At 30.0% G+C, this 21,329-nt stretch carries 14 protein-coding genes; 1 reads left to right on the top strand and 13 read right to left on the bottom strand.

Translation table 11 applies throughout. The features are described 5' to 3' along the window. The first annotated feature begins 24 nt into the window (after positions 1-24). On the top strand, positions 25-498 hold the full coding sequence (locus tag BM027_RS15430) for a nucleoside deaminase (RefSeq protein ID WP_090093852.1): 474 nt from the start codon (positions 25-27) through the stop codon (positions 496-498). A 420-nt stretch (positions 499-918) separates the two neighbouring features. Here BM027_RS15430 and hydA (BM027_RS15425) read toward each other — a convergent pair whose 3' ends face one another. The 13 genes from hydA (BM027_RS15425) to BM027_RS15365 form a co-directional block, all read right to left on the bottom strand. Beyond that, the gene (gene hydA / locus BM027_RS15425) at positions 919-2,310 is read right to left on the bottom strand and encodes a dihydropyrimidinase (protein WP_090093790.1); all 1,392 of its coding nucleotides are present in this window, start codon (positions 2,308-2,310) and stop codon (positions 919-921) included. 168 nt (positions 2,311-2,478) lie between these two features. Then, positions 2,479-3,879: a nucleobase:cation symporter-2 family protein gene (locus BM027_RS15420; protein ID WP_090093789.1), complete on the bottom strand. Its 1,401-nt coding sequence runs from the start codon at positions 3,877-3,879 to the stop codon at positions 2,479-2,481. 772 nt (positions 3,880-4,651) lie between these two features. Continuing rightward, positions 4,652-6,043, bottom strand: a complete 1,392-nt coding sequence (gene hydA, locus BM027_RS15415; RefSeq protein ID WP_090093787.1) for a dihydropyrimidinase — start codon at positions 6,041-6,043, stop codon at positions 4,652-4,654. A 387-nt stretch (positions 6,044-6,430) separates the two neighbouring features. Beyond that, positions 6,431-6,808 (bottom strand): RidA family protein, encoded by a 378-nt coding sequence (locus BM027_RS15410; RefSeq protein WP_090093785.1) that lies wholly within the window; start codon positions 6,806-6,808, stop codon positions 6,431-6,433. 21 nt (positions 6,809-6,829) lie between these two features. Next, on the bottom strand, positions 6,830-9,391 hold the full coding sequence (xdh, locus tag BM027_RS15405; protein WP_090093783.1) for a selenium-dependent xanthine dehydrogenase: 2,562 nt from the start codon (positions 9,389-9,391) through the stop codon (positions 6,830-6,832). A gap of 92 nt (positions 9,392-9,483) precedes the next feature. Continuing rightward, positions 9,484-10,572, bottom strand: coding sequence for a 4Fe-4S binding protein (locus BM027_RS15400; RefSeq protein ID WP_090093781.1), 1,089 nt, complete (start codon positions 10,570-10,572; stop codon positions 9,484-9,486). A gap of 41 nt (positions 10,573-10,613) precedes the next feature. Beyond that, positions 10,614-11,945 (bottom strand): putative aminohydrolase SsnA, encoded by a 1,332-nt coding sequence (gene ssnA / locus BM027_RS15395; protein ID WP_090093779.1) that lies wholly within the window; start codon positions 11,943-11,945, stop codon positions 10,614-10,616. A 27-nt stretch (positions 11,946-11,972) separates the two neighbouring features. Next, a complete protein-coding gene (dpaL, locus tag BM027_RS15390) occupies positions 11,973-13,181 on the bottom strand; it encodes a diaminopropionate ammonia-lyase (protein ID WP_090093777.1) in 1,209 nt (402 codons plus the stop codon). A gap of 110 nt (positions 13,182-13,291) precedes the next feature. Beyond that, positions 13,292-14,224: a carbamate kinase gene (arcC, locus tag BM027_RS15385; protein ID WP_090093775.1), complete on the bottom strand. Its 933-nt coding sequence runs from the start codon at positions 14,222-14,224 to the stop codon at positions 13,292-13,294. Between the two features lie 97 nt (positions 14,225-14,321). Continuing rightward, complete coding sequence (gene ygeW, locus BM027_RS15380; protein ID WP_090093773.1) at positions 14,322-15,515, bottom strand: knotted carbamoyltransferase YgeW; 1,194 nt, start codon at positions 15,513-15,515, stop codon at positions 14,322-14,324. Positions 15,516-15,665: 150 nt separating this feature from the next. Next, positions 15,666-16,865 (bottom strand): YgeY family selenium metabolism-linked hydrolase, encoded by a 1,200-nt coding sequence (locus BM027_RS15375; RefSeq protein ID WP_090093771.1) that lies wholly within the window; start codon positions 16,863-16,865, stop codon positions 15,666-15,668. A 557-nt stretch (positions 16,866-17,422) separates the two neighbouring features. Continuing rightward, entirely contained in the window at positions 17,423-19,165 is a 1,743-nt protein-coding gene (locus tag BM027_RS15370) for a sigma 54-interacting transcriptional regulator (RefSeq protein WP_090093769.1), read from the bottom strand. Between the two features lie 411 nt (positions 19,166-19,576). Further along, entirely contained in the window at positions 19,577-20,929 is a 1,353-nt protein-coding gene (locus BM027_RS15365; protein ID WP_090093767.1) for a uracil-xanthine permease family protein, read from the bottom strand. Positions 20,930-21,329: the final 400 nt, after the last annotated feature.

The following is a 21,329-nucleotide window of genomic DNA, read 5'->3' as shown; positions in this document are numbered from 1 at the left end:
AATCATATTATGGGAGATGTTAAAATGCAAAAAAAAGAGATAATGGATTTATGTGTTGAAAAATGCAAAGAAGGTATGCTAAATTCTCAAGGTGGCCCCTTTGGTGCTGCTATTGTAAAAGATGGTCAAATCATAGCTCTTGCTAATAATACAGTTGTTGGTACTAATGATCCTACAGCTCATGGTGAAATGAATGCAATAAGACAAGCTTGTAGCAAACTATCTACATTTGATTTAAATGGATGTGAATTATACACAACATCTGAACCGTGTCCAATGTGTATGTCAGCAATAATATGGGCTAACATATCAAAAGTTTATTATGGTTGTACCGTCAAAGATGCTGCAGATATAGGATTTAGAGATGAGCATATATTAAATTTCTTAAATGGTGGCTGTACTGATAAAAAAATCTTAGATTTAGAACAAATAGATAAATCAAATTGCATGACTGCATTTAAAATGTGGACAAATAGTCAAGATAAAACAAGATATTAAACTTAGTTAAAATCTCTTAAATAAATTAGCTTTGTTTTAAAACCGTGTTGATATTAAAATAAAGCCAATAAATTAAATGAGGATATATATTAATGCATTTAATACCATTAATATATATCCTTAAATTTTATCTATAGATACCCATAATCTAAGTTTTATGTATGTATAGATATATTTTCCACTATCTTAAAGTTATGCAGTGAACAAAGAAATAAGTGATAATTGTTTATGTAGTGTTGCATCAAAGGATTTTCATGTAGGCGTTTCTTCATTATAAATTGTTTCATTTTGTGCTTGTCACGAACTTGTTTCGGGAACAAGCGTAAATGAGGCAACTTCTAATGTTAGAAACCCACATGAAAATCCTCAGCAACCGAAATAAACAATTATCCCTTATTTCGGTGAATTCACCACTTAATTTTAGATATTATTTAAATCTACCTTTGATCTTTTAATAAACTCGCCATATCCTTTTTTGCCTATAAATTTATTATCTTTAACTATTATTTGACCACGTGAAATAGTTATTACTGGATAGCCTTTTACCTTTATCCCTTCATATGCAGAATAATCTACATTAGAATGTAAGTTAGAGTTTGTTAATGTAACTTCCTTTTCTGGATCAATTATTGCTATATCTCCATCTGAACCTACCTGTATAGTTCCTTTTTTAGGATACAGTCCAAACATTTTAGCTGGATTTGTACAACATAACTCTACAAATTTATTTAAATTAATTCTACCTTTCATAACCCCTTCTGAAAATATAAGTGAAATTCTTTCTTCTATTCCTGGAGCACCATTAGGACACTTAGTAAAATCATCTTTTCCCATTTGTTTATCATTGCTAAGAGAAAATGGGCAATGATCTGTTGCTATTGTTTGTATATATCCCTCATTAATCCCTTTCCATAACTTTTCTATATCGCTTTTAGATCTTAATGGAGGACTAATTGTATATTTTAATGCTTCATTGTTTGGAAGATTATATTTACTTTCATCTAATATTAGATATTGAGGACATGTTTCTGCATATACTTTTTCTCCTCTTTCTCTTGCCATTTTTATATAATCTAATCCTAATCCTGATGATAAATGAACTATATAAAGTGGTGCATCTTCTACTATTGATGCCATATTTATCATTCTATTAATTGCTTCTGCTTCACTTTCAACTGGTCTGCTTAAAGGATGATACTTAACACTCTTAAGTCCATTACTAACATACTTTTCTCTTAAAAGTTTTATACTTCCATGGTTTTCACAATGAATAGTTGCAACTCCTTGTAACTCTTTTAGTCTCTTTAAGACTTTAAGTACCCCCTCATCATCAATCATATAATCATATGTTAAATAAAGCTTAAAGCTAGGTATTCCTTCTTCCTTAACTATTTTTTCCATCTCATTAATTATGTTATCATTTACATGTTGAATAACACCATGAAAACTATAATCTATTACTGCATTCCCTTTTGCATACCCATGATAAACATCAATTTGATGTTTCAAATTACACCCTTTAGGGCCAAATCCCATATGGTCTACAATAGTTGTTGTTCCTCCACATGCTGCTGCTACTGTCCCTGTATAAAAATCATCATTTGCAACAGCAATACCTACATCTAAATTTAAATGAGTATGAACATCTACTCCACCTGGAATAACGTATTTACCTTTAGCATCAATTATTTCATCTGCTTTTTTTATAATATTAATACCAATTTCATTTATAATACCATCTTCTATATAAATATCTCCTTTATAAATATCACTAACAGTTATTATTGTTCCATTTTTTATTAATAAAGACATTAATATCACCTCATTTAATTTTTATCTTTATATCATTTATATTCCTTTATTATAGTTATAATTTATAACAAAATTGTCAAGACGACTATTTAACGTTCTTATTTCAAAAGGATCTATACCAACCATTTCTGCTAATTGATTTAAGTTACATTCAGTTGCATTTAATATTTAATTATTTATTTCTAATGGCTCGTTACTTATATATATTTCTTCAATTTCATTGATTAATACTTTTTCCTCTGCATTCTCCTTTCCTAATACATTAAAAAATATATTTAATAAAACTGCTGATATACTTCCTGTAGTTATTCCACTATGGAAAATTGTTTGTACCCATGTTGGGAAATTTTCATAGAATGTTAAATTAGCTAATGGTATCATTGAAAGTCCTACACTTACAGCAACTATTACTGAATTTTTAGTTCCTTCAAAATTAACTTTTGATAATGTTTTTATTCCTCCAACTAGAACCATTCCAAACATTACAAATCCAACTCCGCCAAGTACTTGTTTAGGTATAGCTCCCATTATTGCTGCAAATTTTGGTGTAAAGCTCAATATTAAAAGCAATATTCCTGCGTAAACACCAACAAATCTTGATTTTATTCCTGTGAGTCCTACAAGACCTGTGTTTTGAGCAAATGGAGTAATTGGAAATGTATTAAATATGCCTGCTAAAAATGTTGAAATACCATCTCCTGCTAAACCTTTTCTTATATTTTCTTCAGTAACTTCTTTATCTGTTGTTTCATGTATTGCTATCATATTTCCAACTGATTCAGTCATTAAAACAAGCATTATTAAAACCATGGAAATTATGGCTGAAGCATCAAATGTAGGCATTCCAAATTCTAATGGTACATTTAAACTAAACCATCCGGCCTCTTTAACTTTACTAAAATCAGCCATACCTAAAACCATAGATAATAAAGTTCCTATTACTATAGAAAAAAGTATTGCTGCACTATTCCAAATACCCTTTATATACTTAAATAATAGTAATGTTATTACTAAAACTGCTAGTGATAATCCTACTTCTTGTGCACTTGCTGGTTTTGCTATTCCTCCAGTTATCCACTTTATACCCACCGGCATTATAGAAACTCCTATTACTAACACAACTGTTCCTGTAACTACCTTTGGAAAAAATTTTATTAATTTTCCAAACACAGGTGATATAATAAAGCAAAATAATCCTGCTATAATTACTGATCCAAAAACAGTTGTCATCGCCAAATGCTTATCACCATGAGCTCCTGAAATAATTGCAAGAATTCCAGATACTGCTGCAAAGCTTGTACCTTCTATAACCGGTATTTTAGCTCCTGCAATATTTTTCACACCACATCCTTGAATTAAAGTACCTATTCCAGCCATAAATAATCCTGCACTTATAAGAAAAACTATTTCCAAATTATCTAGACCTGCTGCTTCTCCAATCATAAGTGGAACCGCTACTGCACCTGCACACATTGACATAACATGTTGAAGTGAAAATATCCATACCTTTGAGAAAGGTATTTTTTCATCAACCGCAGGTATTAAATTATCTCCATCTTTTTCTCTCATAATTCTCAAATCCCTTCACTAATTATGCCCATAATATATTACTAATTTTCCTATATCTAGCTAGTATTTCATCAGCTACTTTTTATATCTTTAATACTTTTACATTACTAATATCTATATTTTTAACTATAGTGTAGGCATAAGTACTTCTTAAAATTTTACCTATTTATAATATCTCACTTTATTACTAGTAAGTAGCATATTTCATGCCAAAATTAGATTTTAGTTTTTTCGTGTTTTTATACTAATTTTCTATTATTTATCAATCAATTAAATGTATTTTTCTTATATAATAAAATTTTTTTAAAATTAAGTAATTGTTTACATGTTTATTGCTAAATTAAATTTTCAACGTATATCTTTTTTATCATTTTGATAATTCAAATTTTATAAATGGAATTATGTTATACGAAATATAAAAAAGGTATGTTAAATTTACAATATTTTGTAATTAAGGCACATAAAAGATAAAACAAGTCCTTTGGCTAATATATTTGACTTATTATTATCTTTTATGTGCCTAATAATTTTTAGTATCTTTATTATTCATAAGTATAAAATTTTTAAAAATAGTTATATATATGTTCTAATTAAGTTAATACATTTATAATCTCTTATATAATTTTTATAGAAAATTATATCTCTAATTAACAATATCTAGTTAGAAGCATATATATCATAAATTTTCTATATAAGTTCCTCACTATACTTGTGAGTCATAACATTTATAAATATTCTAAGATTTATATTAATGAACAAACTTTATTGGAACTTATATACTATTCAAATCTACCTTTGACCTTTTAATAAACTTACCATACCCTTTTGGGCCTATAAATTTATTATCTTTAAATATTATTTTACCACGTGAAATAGTTATTATTGGATAACCCTTTACCTTTATCCCTTCATATGCAGAATAATCTACATTAGAATGTAAATTAGAATTTGTTATAGTAACTTCTTTTTCTGGATCAATTATTACTATATCTCCATCTGAACCAACTTGTATAGTTCCTTTTTTAGGATATAGTCCAAATATTTTAGCTGGCTTTGTACAGCATAAGTCTACAAATTTATTTAAGTTAATCCTACCTTTCATAACACCTTCTGAAAATATAAGTGGGATTCTTTCCTCAATTCCAGGGTTACCATTTGGACACTTAGTAAAATCATCTTTACCTTTTTGTTTATCTTCTTTAAAAGAGAATGGACAATGATCTGATGCTATAGTTTGTATATATCCATCATTAATTCCTTCCCATAACTTTTCTATATCGCTTTTAGCTCTTAGTGGAGGGCTAATTATATATTTTAATGATTCATTATTGGAAAGATTATACTTACTTTCATCTAATACTAAATATTGTGGACATGTTTCTACATATACTTTTTGTCCTCTTTCTCTAGCCATTTTTACATAATCTAATCCTAACCCTGATGATAAATGAACTATATAAAGTGGTGCATCTTTTACTATTGACGCCATATTTATCATTCTATTTACCGCTTCTGCTTCAGTTTCAACTGGTCTGCTTAAGCAATGATATAGAGGACCCTTAAGCCCTTTACTTATGTAATTTTCTTTTAGAAGTTTTATACTTCCATCATTTTCACAATGAACAGTCATAATACCTTGTAATTCTTTTAACTTATTTAAAACCCTAAGTACACCTTGATCATCAATCATATAATCATATGTTAAATAAACCTTAAAACTAGGTATTCCCTCTTCTTCAACTATTTTTTTCATCTCATCAATTATACTGTCATTTACATGTTGAACAACACCATGAAAGCTATAGTCTATTACAGATTTATCATCAGCATATCCATGATAAACGTCTACTTGATGTTTTAAATTACAACCTTTAGGTCCAAACCCCATATGATCTACAACAGTAGTTGTACCACCACATGCTGCTGCTACTGTTCCTGTGTAAAAATCATCGTTTGCAACAGATATTTCCATGTCTAAATTTAAATGAGTATGGACATCTACTCCACCTGGAATAACATATTTACCTTTAGCATCGATTATTTCATTTACCTCTTTTATAAGATTAATACCGATTTCCTTTATAATACCATCTTCAATATAAATATCTCCATTATAAATATCACTAGCAGTTACTACAGTTCCATTTTTTATTAATAAAGACATTATTACCACCTCGTTCTATAAAATGCTTTTAGAAAAAATTATAAATATGTTCTTATACATAACTAAATTTCCTTTTATAATTAGACTATATTTTAAGTGAATGTTGATATTATAGTATAAGGGCGAACGGCATTGGAATTTGTTTTTGAACTTACTCAGCGAATGTACATGAATCGAGTTTCCTTGAAGATTTGTCCAATTAATTGCTTGTCACAATCTTTGATTGGGAGCATGCATTAATTGGACTAAGCTTTATTTTAGAGTTCTTAAGTAAGAGTCAAAATTTTATATTTTGTTTCTCGAACTTACTCAGCGAATGCATATGAGTCGAGTTTCCTATATGAATTCCCCTGTCCATGAGCTTTATACTACAATATCAACACTATTTTAAAGTAATGTAGCAATTACCTCTATTTCTATTACCGCATCCATTGGTAATTTTGCTACTTGCACACAACTTCTTGCGGGAAAGTTTTTTGTAAAATATTGTGCATATACTTCATTTATTGCTGAAAAATCATTTAAATCTTTTACAAAAACTGTAGTTTTAATTACATTGTCAAGAGTTGTACCTGCACTTTCTAAAATAGCCTTACAATTTTCTAAGCTTTGCTTAGTTGCATGTTTTATTTCTGTTTCCATAACTTTTGTATTAGGATTTATAGGTAATTGTCCAGATGTATATACTAAATTGTCTATAATTACCCCTTGTGAATATGGTCCTATTGCTTCTGGTGCATTTTGTGTATTAATTATTTTATTCATATTAAATCTCCTTTTTCTATATTATTTTTTTGCTTTTTTATAAAATGTATTTTTTAGTGGCAGTTCTGTTCTAAATATTCCATCTAACTTATAATAAGCTCCTTGAACTGCTGCTGCTGTAGGAACACAGGTTATTTCTCCAACACCTTTTGATCCAAATGATAACTCTTTAATGTTTTTTTCTATAATAACAGATTCAATCTTAGGAACTTGATTAGCTCTTAATAAACCAAGTGTTCCAAATTTTACTTTAGGCACAGATTTATCTAACTTATAATCCTCAGTTAAAGCATAACCTAGCCCCATTGCTACTCCACCTTCAATTTGTCCCTCTACATTCCTAGGATTAATAGCTTTACCTACATCGTGAGCTGCCACAATTTTATCTAGCTTTCCATTTTCATCTAAAATAACTATTTGTGTAGCAAATCCGTAGGCAACATGGCTTACTGGGTTTTCTTTTTCACTTCCCATTTTATCAGTGATACCTGAGTATTCACCTATAAATTCTCTTCCTTCTAATTCAATTAAACTTTCTTTCATTAATGCTTCCCTTAACTTAAGTGCAGCTAATCTAGTTGCCTCTCCAGTAAAGACTGTTTGCCTTGAAGCTGTAGTTGTTCCTGAATTTGGAGTAATTCTAGTATCTGGCATTTCATGAACTATTTTCAAAGCATTCACATTTATTACTTCTCCAACTATTTGCACTAGTATAGTTCCAAGCCCTTGTCCTATGCATGCTGCTGATGTTTTTATGTGTATCTTTCCACTTTCCACTTTCAACTTACATCTACCTATATCAGGTAGTCCTACTCCTATACCTGCATTTTTAAATGCACAAGCAACTCCTGCTCTATCCTTATTTTTATAATAAACATCTTTAACTGCTTCTAATGTTTCGATTAATGCTGTTCCCTCATCCGCTATTTGTCCATTTGGAAGAACTTGCCCTGATTTAATTGCATTTATAACTCTCATTTCAAAAGGATCTATTCCAACCATTTCAGCTAATTTATTTATATTACATTCTGTAGCAAAATTAGATTGGGTAACACCAAATCCTCTAAAAGCACCACCCACGCAATTATTGGTGTATACTGCAGTCCCCTCTATATCTATATTTTGATAATTATAAGGTCCTGCTGCATGTGTGCATGCTCTTTGAAGTACTGGTCCTCCAAGTGATGCATAAGCTCCTGTATCTGCAATAATCTTTGCTTTCATTGCTGTCAATATACCATTTTCATCACAAGATGTTATTAATTCCATTTCCATTGCATGTCTTTTTGTATCTACTATAAGACTTTCCTTTCTTGATAAACAAATTTTAACAGTTCTTTTAGTAATATAGGCTAATAATGCTACATGATGTTGACAACTCATATCTTCTTTACCACCAAAACCGCCACCCACATACTTAGATACTATTCTTAATTTATCTTCTCCAATATCTAATAAAGATCTAATTTCACGTAAGTCATCATATATGCTTTGAGATCCAGTATATACTATTAATTGATCTCCATTAGATACTGCTACTGAGCACTCTGGCTCTAAAAATGCATGCTCTGTGAATGGAACTTTATATTTATATGTTACTTTATATTTTGATTTTTCAATTACCTCTTCTGCATTTCCTCTTATCAAATGCTCATGTGATAATATATTTCCTGTTTTGTGTATTTTAGGTGCATCTTCTTTCAATGCTTCTTCTGGTGATGTTATTGGCTTAAGCTCACTATAATCTACCTTTATCATATCTATAGCCTGTCTTGCTATTTCTTCACTTTCTGCTGCTACTAAGGCTAATGCATCTCCTAAATATCTAGTTTCCTCTCCTATATCAATTAAAGCTGGCCAATCTTTTTTTATATGCCCTAAATATCTTTCACCAGGAATATCCTTAGCGGTTACAATCTTCACAACACCATCGAGCTTTTCTGCTTCACTTATATCAATAGCTTTTATTAATGCTCTAGGATATTTAGTTCTTAATGCAACTCCATATATCATTCCTGGAAATCTTATATCATCTGTATATTCTGCAATTCCTAATGTTTTATCATGAGCATCAATTCTTCCCATTCTTTCTCCTACTAAACCTTTACATGCTACCTTTGGAACAGCTTTGTTTTCTCTTAGTATTTTAGCTGCCATTAAAATTGCTTCCTCAATTTTCACATATCCTGTACATCTGCATATATTCCCCATTAAAGCTTTTTTGACTTCTTCACTACTTGGATTTAAATTCCTATTAAATAATCCTTTTGCACTAATTACCATACCTGGTATACAAAATCCACATTGAACTGCACCAGCTTCAGTAAATGCATAAGCAAATACATCTTTCTCTCTATCTGTAAGAGATTCTATAGTATTAATTTCTTTACCATTAATTTTTTCTGTAGTTAATAAACATGCTTTTATTGCTTTTCCATCTACTAAAGTCATACAAGTTCCACAAGCACCTTCTGAGCACCCATTTTTAACTGATGTAATATCACAATCTTCTCTTAAAAACTTTAATAGGTTTTTACTTTTATCTGTTATCTTTTTTTCTCCATTCACAGTGAATTCAAACATTATTTATCACCTCTCAAATTGAAAAATATGCATTTTAGCTACTAAGGCACATGAAAGAAAATAATAGATCAAAGATGTGCCTAATTTCCAATTTAGTTATATTGCATTGATAATGCATTCTTCGGACATCTCGTTACACATAATCCACAACCAAAACATTTCTTGCTATCAATAATTAGCTCATTTCCAACTTCTATTGCATCATATACACAGCTTGTTTTACAAAGTCCGCATTTTATACAAATGTCTTGTTTTACCGTAGGTGCTATTGATTCTGTTCTAAAGTTTCTTTCATCAGCTTTTTTGTGAGCAAGTCCAATTATTTCATTTACATCTTTATATCCATGACTATCTAAGAACTCATTTAACTCATTAGCAATTTTCCCATAAACTCCTGTTCCTTTTAAAATCGCTTCTGTGCAAACTTGTACAGATTGTGCTCCTGCCATTAACATTTCTGCAGCATCTCTTCCACAAGTAATTCCCCCAACTCCTATTATTGGTATATTTATTACCTTAGAAGCATCATAAATATTTCTAATAGCTACTGGTTTTATTGATGATCCTGATAACCATCCATATCCTTTTTCACTACCCATAATTGGATACCCAGTTTCCACATCAATGGCCATGCAAGGTCCTACAGAATTTATCATTACAAGTCCATCTGCTCCTGCATCTTCTAATGCTTTTGCTATTTTTTGAATATCTGTATGAGGACTCATTTTCATAAATACAGGACAATCAAGTGCTGCTTTAGCTGCCTTCATTGATTCAACTATTGGACCAACATCAGTTCCAACATAATGAGTTGATAACTCAACAGCATCTGCATATGGTCTTACTAAAGGTGCAACTTTTTTTATTTGGTCTGCAGAATATCCCATACTTACTATCATTGGAACTCCTGCTTCCTTTGCTCTTTTATACTCTTTTTCTACCCATTGTTCTTTTGGTAGCTCTGACCAAAGTTCTGTATTTAAAAAACCTGCATTTGTTTTTGCCATACAAGGTCTTGGCACTGGTGCTGGATTTTCAGAAATTGTTTTTGTAACTAATCCACCTGCACCGCCCTTTACTGCTAAAACGCATAATTCTCCATCTTTTGCACCAGGTCCCGCTGCTGTAAATATTGGGTTATTAAACTTCATTCCGAGTATATTAACTTTTAAATTTGCCATAATACTACTCCCCCTATAAAACTTTATATAAACTTAATCTCTTATTTTAACTTTTCCCATAATTTTTGTGCTATTTTTCTTGATTCACTAAATGCTTTCTTCTCATCTAATGTAATAATTTTTCTATTTTGCATTATAACTTTACCATTAATAATTGTTGTATCTACACATCTTCCACTCATTCCAAATAATATATGGCCATTTAGATTTTGTTCACTCATTGGTGTTAATGGATTATAATCAACAATTATTAAGTCAGCATATGCACCCTCTTTTAATATTCCAAGTGGTTTATTAAAATACTTTCCTGCTATATTTCTATTATTTTCAAATAGCATTTTATTAGTTTCTACAAACCCTACATTAGAATCACATAAATTATGTTTATGAATTATATTTTCAACTTTCATTGATTCAAACATATCTGATGTATATCCATCAGTGCCAAGACCAACTACTACTTCATTTTTCATCATTTCTATTACTGGGGCGCACCCAACAGCATTGCCCATATTAGATTCTGGATTATTAACTACATTAGTATTAGTTTCTTTTAAAATACCAATTTCCCGTTTATTTATGTGAATACAATGAGCACATATTGTTTTTTCTCCTAATATTCCAAAATCATATAATCTTTCTATTACTCTCTTGCTGTTGTTTTTTAAACAATGATTCAAATCATCGATTCCTTCTGCTGCATGAATATGATATCCTGTGTCAAGACCTTTCATACTATCTACACACTTTTTTAAACTTTCATCACTAAGCGTAAAAGATGCGTGCATTCCAAACATACCTTTTACCATATCATCTTCTCTTTTATTTGAAGCTTCAATAAAGTTAACGTTTTCTTTTATGCCTTCATTTAGGATTTTATCTCCATCTCTATCGGAAACTTCGTAGGCATAAACTCCTCTAATACCTAAATGAGTGGCTGCATCTCCTATAGTAAACAAACTTCTACTTGCTGACATAGGACTAGCATGATGATCAAATACTGTTGTAACTCCATTTTTAACACACTCAGTTAAAGTTGTATAAGCACTATATTTAACATCTTCTAAAGTTAATTTTTTATCTATTTTCCACCAAACATTTTCAAGAATATCAATCAAACTTTTTGCTGGAGGATTATTTAATGTTAGTCCTCTTGCAAATGCGCTATATATATGATGATGAGTATTTATTAATCCAGGCATTATAACTTTTTCTTCTGCATCTATAAACTCATAATCTTCATACTTTCCTTTAAGCTCATCTGTATTACCAACTTCTAAAATAATATTATCTTTTATTGCAATACAACCATCTTCTAAATAGGGATTTTTATTATCTTGAGTTATTACCCTTCCATTTCCAACTAATAGCATTACGCCACCCTCTTTAACTATAATTTTTTATTTGTTATATTGGCCTTTCCAAACTATTTCTTTATACTTCTCAGGGTCTGTATCTCCCTCGGTACTAAATAGTAGTACTTTTGAATTTTCATCTAATTCTAATGATTCTTTTAAATCCTTATATTTATCATTTTTCATTATTTCATAAAGTAATCCTGAAGTAACAGCACCTGATTCACCAGAAATAACCTTTTTGTCTCCTCTTAATGGATTTCCAAGTATTCTCATACCATTTGCTGCAACATAATCTGGAGATGAAACAAAGGTATCAGAATATTCCTTTAAAACTTCCCATCCAATTGTATTTGCTTCTCCACAAGCTAAACCAGCCATTATTGTTTGCATATCTCCACCTACTGCTCTTAGGTTTCCATCATTAGCTACTGCTGATTTATATAAGCAATCTGCTAAATTTGATTCTACTATTACTGTCTTTGGACAATCTTTATTAAATACAGAAGCAAAGAACCCTTGAATTCCGCCTGCCAAAGAACCTACACCAGCTTGTATAAAGATATGAGTTGGCTTTTCAACTCCATATTCAATTAATTGGTTTAATGCTTCAAGCCCCATAGTTCCATAGCCTTGCATTATCCATGCTGGAATTTCCTCGTAACCTTCCCATGCAGTATCTTGTATAACTACTCCATTCTTTTCACTTGCATATTTTGCTGCAAGTCTTACCGCATCATCATAATTCATATCAGTTATAGAAGCCTCTGCTCCTTCTTTTCTTATATTCTCTAACCTTGTTTTTGATGATCCCTTTGGCATATAAACAACTGATTTTTGCTTTAACTTATTTGCAGTCCAAGCAACCCCTCTTCCATGATTTCCATCTGTAGCCGTTACAAATGTAACTTCTCCAAGCTCTTCCCTTAGCTCCGATGAAATTAACTTCTCATAAGGTAATTCAGATATATCTTTATTTAGTTTTTGTGCCATATACTTTGCCATAGCAAAAGAGCCACCTAATACTTTAAAGGCATTTAATCCAAATCTATATGATTCATCTTTTATATAAATACCACCTAATCCTATATCCTTACTTAAATTTTCTAAATTAACTAATGGTGTTTCCTTATATTGTGGAAAACTTTTATGAAAATCTCTAGCTTTACTTATTTCCTCTTTACTTAAAAAATCTAGTAAATTCTTATTATCAGTTTTAGGTAGTGTATTTTTTTTCCATTCTATATTTTCCATTATTTTCCCTCCAAATTAGCGTTATATTTTTGTTTGGCAATGTTTTAAGTGAATGTTGAAATACAATATCAACACTATTTTTAAAACATAGTCTTTTATTTAGAGATATCTTAATACTTTATTCTAGTACCAGTTATTCCAGTTATACCATCCTTTGCTTTTTCAAGAAGCGTAATTAATGAATATCTGCCTTCTTTTGATGAAGCAAAATCTATTCCAGCTTCTACTTTTGGTCTCATGGAACCTGGCGCAAAATGACCTTCTTCTAAATACTTTTTCATATTAGCTACATTAACTTCATCTAACCATTGTTCATTTTCTTTGCCAAAGTTTATAGCAACTTTTTCAACAGCAGTCAAAATAATTAAACAATCAGCCTCAAGCTCCTTTGCAAGTGTGCAACTAGCAAAATCTTTATCAATTACAGCTCCTACACCTCTTAAATGATTCCCTTCTTTTATAACAGGAATTCCGCCTCCACCACAAGCAATTACAACTTGACCATCTTTAATTAAACTCTTTATTGTTCCTATTTCCACAATACTAACTGGTTTTGGTGATGCTACTACCCTTCTATATCCTCTGCCAGAATCTTCAATTACATTGTCTCCATTTTTAATAGCAACTTCAGCTTCTTCTTTTGTCATGAAGCTGCCAATTGGCTTAGTTGGATTTTTAAAAGCCTTATCTTCTGGATTTACTTCAACTTGTGTAATAATAGTTGCTACACTTTTATTTATATTTCTATTTAATAACTCTTCTTTAATTTGATTTTGCAGATCATATCCTACATATCCTTGACTCATAGCAACACAAACTGACATTGGACAAATAGAATATTTTGAATCTAAGTTATGAAGTTCACTCATAGCTATGTTTATCATTCCAACTTGAGGTCCATTTCCATGAGAAATAACAACTTCATTTCCATCTTCAATTAAATCAACTATTGCTTTAGCAGTAGTTTTTACAGCATTCATCTGATCTTTCAAAGTATTACCTAGAGCATTTCCACCTAGTGCAATTACAATCTTTTTTTTCACATTTCTCATCTCCATATCTATGTTTTAGGAAAGATAGGCTCTTATGGATTTTTCCACAAGAGCCTTAGTCATCCTGAAACAAATAATAAACTAATTATTATTCAACGTGACGCACTTTACTTTCTTTCACTAATTTTTCTAAAGTCTCTTGTGGATTTTTAATCTTACTTAAGAAAATCATAGCTGCTATAATATATGGTTTAAAACTTGCTTCTTTATATAAAGATTTTCTATATCTATCAAATACACTAGCCTCAACTTCACCAGAATCACAACTTACACCACTAATATCTGCTGGTAAACAATGCATATATATAGCCTTGCCTTCATTAGTAAGTTTCATTAATTCCTCAGTGCACTGCCAGTCCATATGTTCTGCATTTTGCTTAAGTAATTCTTGTTCTAATTCATCAATGCCAGCTTTGTCTCCTTCTGCATATAAATCAGTTCTTTTTTCCATTGCACTATAAGGAGCCCAGCTCTTTGGATATACTACATCTGCATTTCTAAATGCTTCTTCCATAGAGTTTGTCTTTGTAAATGATCCGCCTGATTCTTTTGCATTTTTCTTTGCAACCTCTTCAACTTCACTCATAACTTCATAACCTTCAGGGTGAGCTAATACTACATCCATTCCAAATCTAGTTAATAACCCAATAACTCCTTGTGGAACTGAAAGTGGCTTACCATATGATGGAGAATAAGCCCAAGTCATAGCAACCTTTTTACCTTTTAGATTTTCAATGCCACCAAGTTCATTTATTAAATGAAGTGTATCTGCCATTACTTGTGTTGGATGATCTATATCACATTGTAAATTAACAAGTGTTGGTTTTTGTTCTAAAACTCCTTCATTGTTTCCGTCTTTAACATATTCTGAAACATTCTTCATGTAGGTATGTCCTTTTCCTATAAACATATCATCACGAATACCAATAACATCAGCCATAAATGAAATCATATTAGCAGTTTCTCTTACTGTTTCTCCATGAGCTATTTGTGATTTACCTTCATCTAAATCTTGTACTTCAAGACCTAAAAGATTACATGCAGATGCAAAACTAAATCTTGTTCTTGTTGAATTATCCCTAAATAATGAAATTCCAAGTCCACTATCAAATATCTTTGGAGATATGTTATTTTCTCTTAAATTTCTTAAAGCTTCTGCTATTGTAAAAACAGCCTCAAGCTCATCATTACTTTTATCCCAAGTTAGCATAAAATCATTCTCATGCATATTCTCAAAATTTAATGTATTTAATTTATCAATATATTTATCCATTATACTCATTGTAAATCCTCCAATATTTCTTCTTTATTTATTTTTATTTATAGCTATATTTTTAATAATGTTGATCTTATAGTATAAGGTCGAACTGGCATTGGAATTTGCTTTATACTAAAAATCAATATTCACCTTAAAATATACACTTATTTTTCTTTATTTATTTTTACAATAAATTGTTGGTACAGCAGCATATACAGCAGCACATTTTACTAAATCAGCCTTCCAAGTCTTTTCATTTGGAGCATGCGCTTCTTCTTCTCTCCCTGGTCCAAATCCTATACATGGGATTCCATATCTACCCATTATTGATACTCCATTAGTTGAGAATGTCCATTTATCAACTAATGGTGTTCCGTACATACCTTCATAAGCTTCAACCATTGATTTAGTTGCTGGTGCATACTCTGGTATTACCCAAGTTGGGAAATAACATTCTGTTGGATATACAAGTCCTGTCCAGCTTGCTCTTTCATATTCATACATAGTTACTTTTGCATTATATTTTTTAGCAAATGGAAGATTTCTTACTTCTTCTAATGCTGATTCAAAAGTTTCTCCATCAGTTAATCTACGATCTAAAGAAATTGCACACATATCTGCTACTGCACAGCGAGATGGTGAATTGTAGAATACTTGTGAAACTGTCACAGTTCCTTTTCCTAGGAATTCATCATAGTGTAAATTATCATTTAACACCCTAACCTCTTGTAATATATCAGCCATTTTATAAATTGCATTATCTCCACGTTCTGGAGCAGAGCCATGACAAGATACACCCTTAACTTCAACTCTTATTTCCATACGACCACGTTGACCTCTATAAATATTTCCATTAGTTGGTTCAGTTATTACAACAAATTCTGGTTTTATCTTACTTTCATTATGAATATATTGCCAACATAATCCATCACAATCTTCTTCTTGTACTGTACCAGTTACTAATACTGTGTACTTATCAGATAAAAGATTTAATTCTTTCATTATTTTTGCTCCATAAGTTGCAGAAACTATTCCTCCTAATTGATCTGAAGCTCCACGACCACCGATTTCTTCTTTAGTTTCATATCCTTTATAAGGATCAAATGTCCAGTTACTTATTTCACCTATACCTACAGTATCTATATGGGCATCATAAGCAATTAAAGTTTCACCGGTTCCCATATATCCCAAAACATTACCCATATTATCAATTTCAACTTTATCAAACCCAAGCATTTTCATTTCTTCTGATATTCTTTTTATCACTAATTCTTCATTAGCACTTTCTCCTGGTATAGCAATTAGGTCCCTTAAAAACTTTGTCATTCCTACTTCATAACCTTCTGCTTTTACCTTGATATGTTCAAAATTCATAGTTATTCCCCACCTTTTTATATATTTTAGGCACATGAAAATAAATAACAAGTCCAAATTTGCAATGGATATTTTTCATCAGGCAAGGAGACAAATTGCCCTCATAGCGGGCCTATTAGGTCAATTTGCCGACGCAGCATGATGGAAAATAGGCTGGCAAATGGACTTGTTATTTTTTGATTGTGCCTTATAGCTTATAATATAAATTTATTTTATATCACTGGTTTTATGAGAATTTTATTCCCCATATTACCACTAACTATTACATAAGCAATTTCCTTGCCAAAACTAAAAAGTATTTTCTTAGTTTTTTATAACAAATACCTTCTAAACCTCAGTTAACAACATCATTTTAATTACTTATTTTCTTTTTAAATTAAATAATTATCATTTTGATAATTGTTTTTATCAAAATAATAAGACACATGAAAGAAAATAATAGAACAACATACTTGTCTATTTTGTTATTTTCTTTCATGTGCCTAAGGCTTGCACTTACTTTAGTTCACTAAGTTTAAGATAATAAGGCATAATTTATCATAATGATAAATTATATTTTATTCTTCCATTTTTCTATAAAGAGTAGCTATTCCTATACCTAATTTTTTTGCTACTTTTATTTTACTCTTAGTTGAATGTCCATATTTAGCTAAAGCTTTTTTAATATACATTTTTTCAATTTCCTTTAATTTAATTATGTCATCATCCATACATATTTCATCACTTCTATTTGCAAGTTCATCATTGTAGCTTTGTATAAATGATGTTGGCAACATAGATTTTCCAATTATTCCATTTTCTCCTGATAAACTCACCATAAATTCTACTATATTTTCTAATTCTCTTATATTTCCTGGCCAACTATAGTCTTTGAATATTTTTATTAATTCTTTATCTATAGTATGTATGTATTTATTACATCTTGCATTATATTTTTCTATTAACATTTTAGTTATTAGTATAACATCATCTCCTCTGTCCTTTAAACTTGGTACCTCAATAGGAATTATATTTAACCTATAATACAAATCTGCTCTAAATTTACCTTCATCAACTAGTTTTTTTAAGTTTTTATTTGTAGCTGCTATTACTCTTATATTTAGATTTATTAACTTATTTGAACCTATTTTTACAATTGTTTTTTCTTGTAATACTCTTAAAATTTTCACTTGAAGATATAGTGGCATATCACCTATTTCATCCAGGAAAATCACCCCATTATTAGCAAGCTCAAACTTACCTATTCTTCCAGCAGAACTTGCTCCTGAAAATGCGCCTTTGACATATCCAAAAAGTTCGCTTTCCAATAGATTTTCTGGAATAGCTCCACAATTTATAGCTATAAATGGCATGTTTTTCCTATTCCCCTCTGAATGTATTGCCCTAGCTACTAACTCTTTTCCTGTACCACTTTCTCCTGTAATTAATATTGTGGCATCAGTATATGAGACTTTTTTTATTTTCTTCTTAAGTTCTACTATATTCTCTGCTTGTCCAATTGTTGAATCACAAGTTATACTATTCGTTTTCAATTCTTCTTCAATACTAACTAATTCCTTAAAAATAATTATTTTATTACAATCCTTATTATTAATATAGTTTTTTACTACCTTTCCTATAATTCTAAATTTTTCATTTTCAATGTTAAAATCATACATATATCCTTTAGGCGTATATTCATCTGTTTCTTCTATACTAATTTTACTTCCTAAAATACTTGGTTTAACTTTTAATAGCTTCAATGCATTATTATTTACATTTATAATTTCATTTTTTCTATCTACAGTTATAATTCCATCATCTATAGCATTTATTATTTCTCTAAAAAATTTAATATTATTTTCATTCTCCAATATTTCATTTTGCTCTATTACTTTAATTGAAATAAATTCAGCTATTTGTTCTAAAAATTTAATCATAATAGTTAAATTGTTTTTTAAATTCTCCTTTTGACCTTCATCAGAACATACTAAACCTATTATTCCAAATGTAGTTTCTTCATATTTAATAGGTACACATATTTCCATAAGTTCATTACAGTTTCCTCTTTTTTTACATTCAGCACATAATCTATCTTCCCCTGGATTTTCTATTACTAATGTTTTTCCTGTATCTAATGCCTTCTTATATACATACCCCTGATCTTTTATATTTTCTCCAACTCTTTTTTCGTATATTCCAGTTCCGGCAATTCTTATTAATTTATCATCAACTATCTCTACATCTATTCTTAACAAATTTGATAGTAATACAGAATATTTATTTATTATGCCTTTTATATCTACTAAATTTATCTTCATTTCACAATCCACCTATTACCTCTTAATATTTATTTTAACTTTAGTCTTAATTTTAACTTTATTCTTAATTTAAAAAACGTGTTGATATTTATATATAGCTAAATGGACTAAGAAATTAAACTTAAGAACTCTAAATAAGTATCAACACTATATTAAAACTAAGCCTTACTTTATTATTTTCATCTTTATACCTCACTATTATACCATATAATTCCAACGCTTCCCCAAGTATATCCACTAGTTTTTTAAATATTTATTATAGTATTAGTTATTTTTATTTTAAAAAATAACTAAAGCATATGAAAGAAAATAATAAACCAAAGATGCGCCATATATTTGGTCTTAAGATAAAAAGAGCTAATGGATTTTGAAATATAATTTCTTAAATCCATTAGCTCTTTCTCCATATACTTATAATTGGTTATTTATATTATGTTCTTCATTAACACTTATTAACTCTGTCTCGTCTTTTGGTAAAATTAAATTTAAGGCTATAGCTACTAATGTAGTTACAACTATTGAAGATTTTCCAAAAATTGATATAAACCAAGCTGGGAATAACGCTAATGCATTTGGAACTTGAACTATACCTACACCTAATGCAATTGATAGACCTACAATAGCAGTATTTCTAGCTGTAAGTTTAGTTGATGAAATCATTTTAATTCCAGTCATTGTAATAGTTGCAAACACTGATAGTGTAGCTCCTCCAAGTACACATTGAGGAATACTTGTTAGTATTGATGCAAACTTAGGTACTAGTCCTGATATTATAATAACTACTGAAGCAAATACAAATACACTTCTATTTATAACCTTGTTCATCGTTACTATCCCAACATTTTGACTAAATGTTGCAGTAGGCATACCTCCAAAAAATGCACCCACAATACTACTAATACCATTACCAATTATTCCTCCTGAAAGTTCTTTATCTGTAGGAACTCTATTCATTGCTCCCCCAGTAGTAGCAGAAAAATCACCTATTGCTTGAACAGAATTTACAATGTGCATTATAATCATAGATATAATTGCTGTAACATTAAAGCTCAGTCCAAAATGCATAAATTTTGGTACTTGTAACCACCCTGCTGCTTGAACATCTGTAAAAGAAATCATTCCAAAACATAAAGCAACAATATAGCCAACAACAATTCCTACTAATACAGATGCAAGTTTTAATGACCCTTTAGTAAAATAATTTAAAAATATTACTACACATAAAGTTATAAGTGCAACCCCCCAGTTTTTAGGTGAACCAAAAGTTGGACTTCCCACTCCACCAGCTATATAATTAATAGCAACTGAATATAATGATAAACCTATTGAGAATATAACAGTTCCTGTTACTATTAATGGAAAAAATTTAACTAACTTTTTAACAAATACTCCAAAAATAACAGCTACTATTCCTCCTATTACTTGTGCACCAAAAATTGTTGCAATATTAAATTCACCAGCTATTGCCATTAATGTTGGTACATATGCAAAGCTTGTCCCTATAATTATAGGCAACCTTGATCCAATTACCCTAAACATAGGAAAAAGTTGAATTAAAGTTGCTATTCCTGCAAAAAATAATGATGATTGAACAAGTAAAATTTTATCTTGTGGGCTTAGATCACACACACCTGCTACTATTATAGCTGGAGTAACACACCCAATAATCATAGCTACAACATGTTGTAATCCTAATGGAACTACCTCTTTTAATGTTGGCTTACCCTCAAATTGAAAAAGTAAAGACTTCCCCTTTGATTCCATAAAAAACTCCCCCTCATATTAGAACATTCATTATACGTTTACAATTTTTCCTACAAATATTGTAAAAGCAATACCTATGCCAATTAAGATACTTGTTTTTACCTATTTCTTTTAACTTTCTAATAATTAAGCTAATTTTATATAATACAAAAAGAGGAAATTTATCACTTTAATAATATTTTATCATTTTGATAAACTTTTTTCTTTTTAATAGTCTTATTCCTGCTGATTATATGCTGTTTGATTTATCATTTTAATAAAATTCTTATTTTAGGCACATGAAGGAAAATAACAAGTCCAATATGCAATGTCATTTAGTTAACGAAATGACATTGATATTGTTCAAAAAAAGCAAGGTATAAAAATATACCTTGCTTTTTTCAATTAACACTTGACAAAT

The sequence above is a fragment of the Clostridium uliginosum genome (genome assembly GCF_900112485.1).
GTDB classification, from domain to species: domain Bacteria; phylum Bacillota; class Clostridia; order Clostridiales; family Clostridiaceae; genus Clostridium; species Clostridium uliginosum.
The sequence above is the reverse complement of the archived record's forward strand: the minus strand, read 5'-3'. Positions and strand labels throughout refer to the sequence as shown.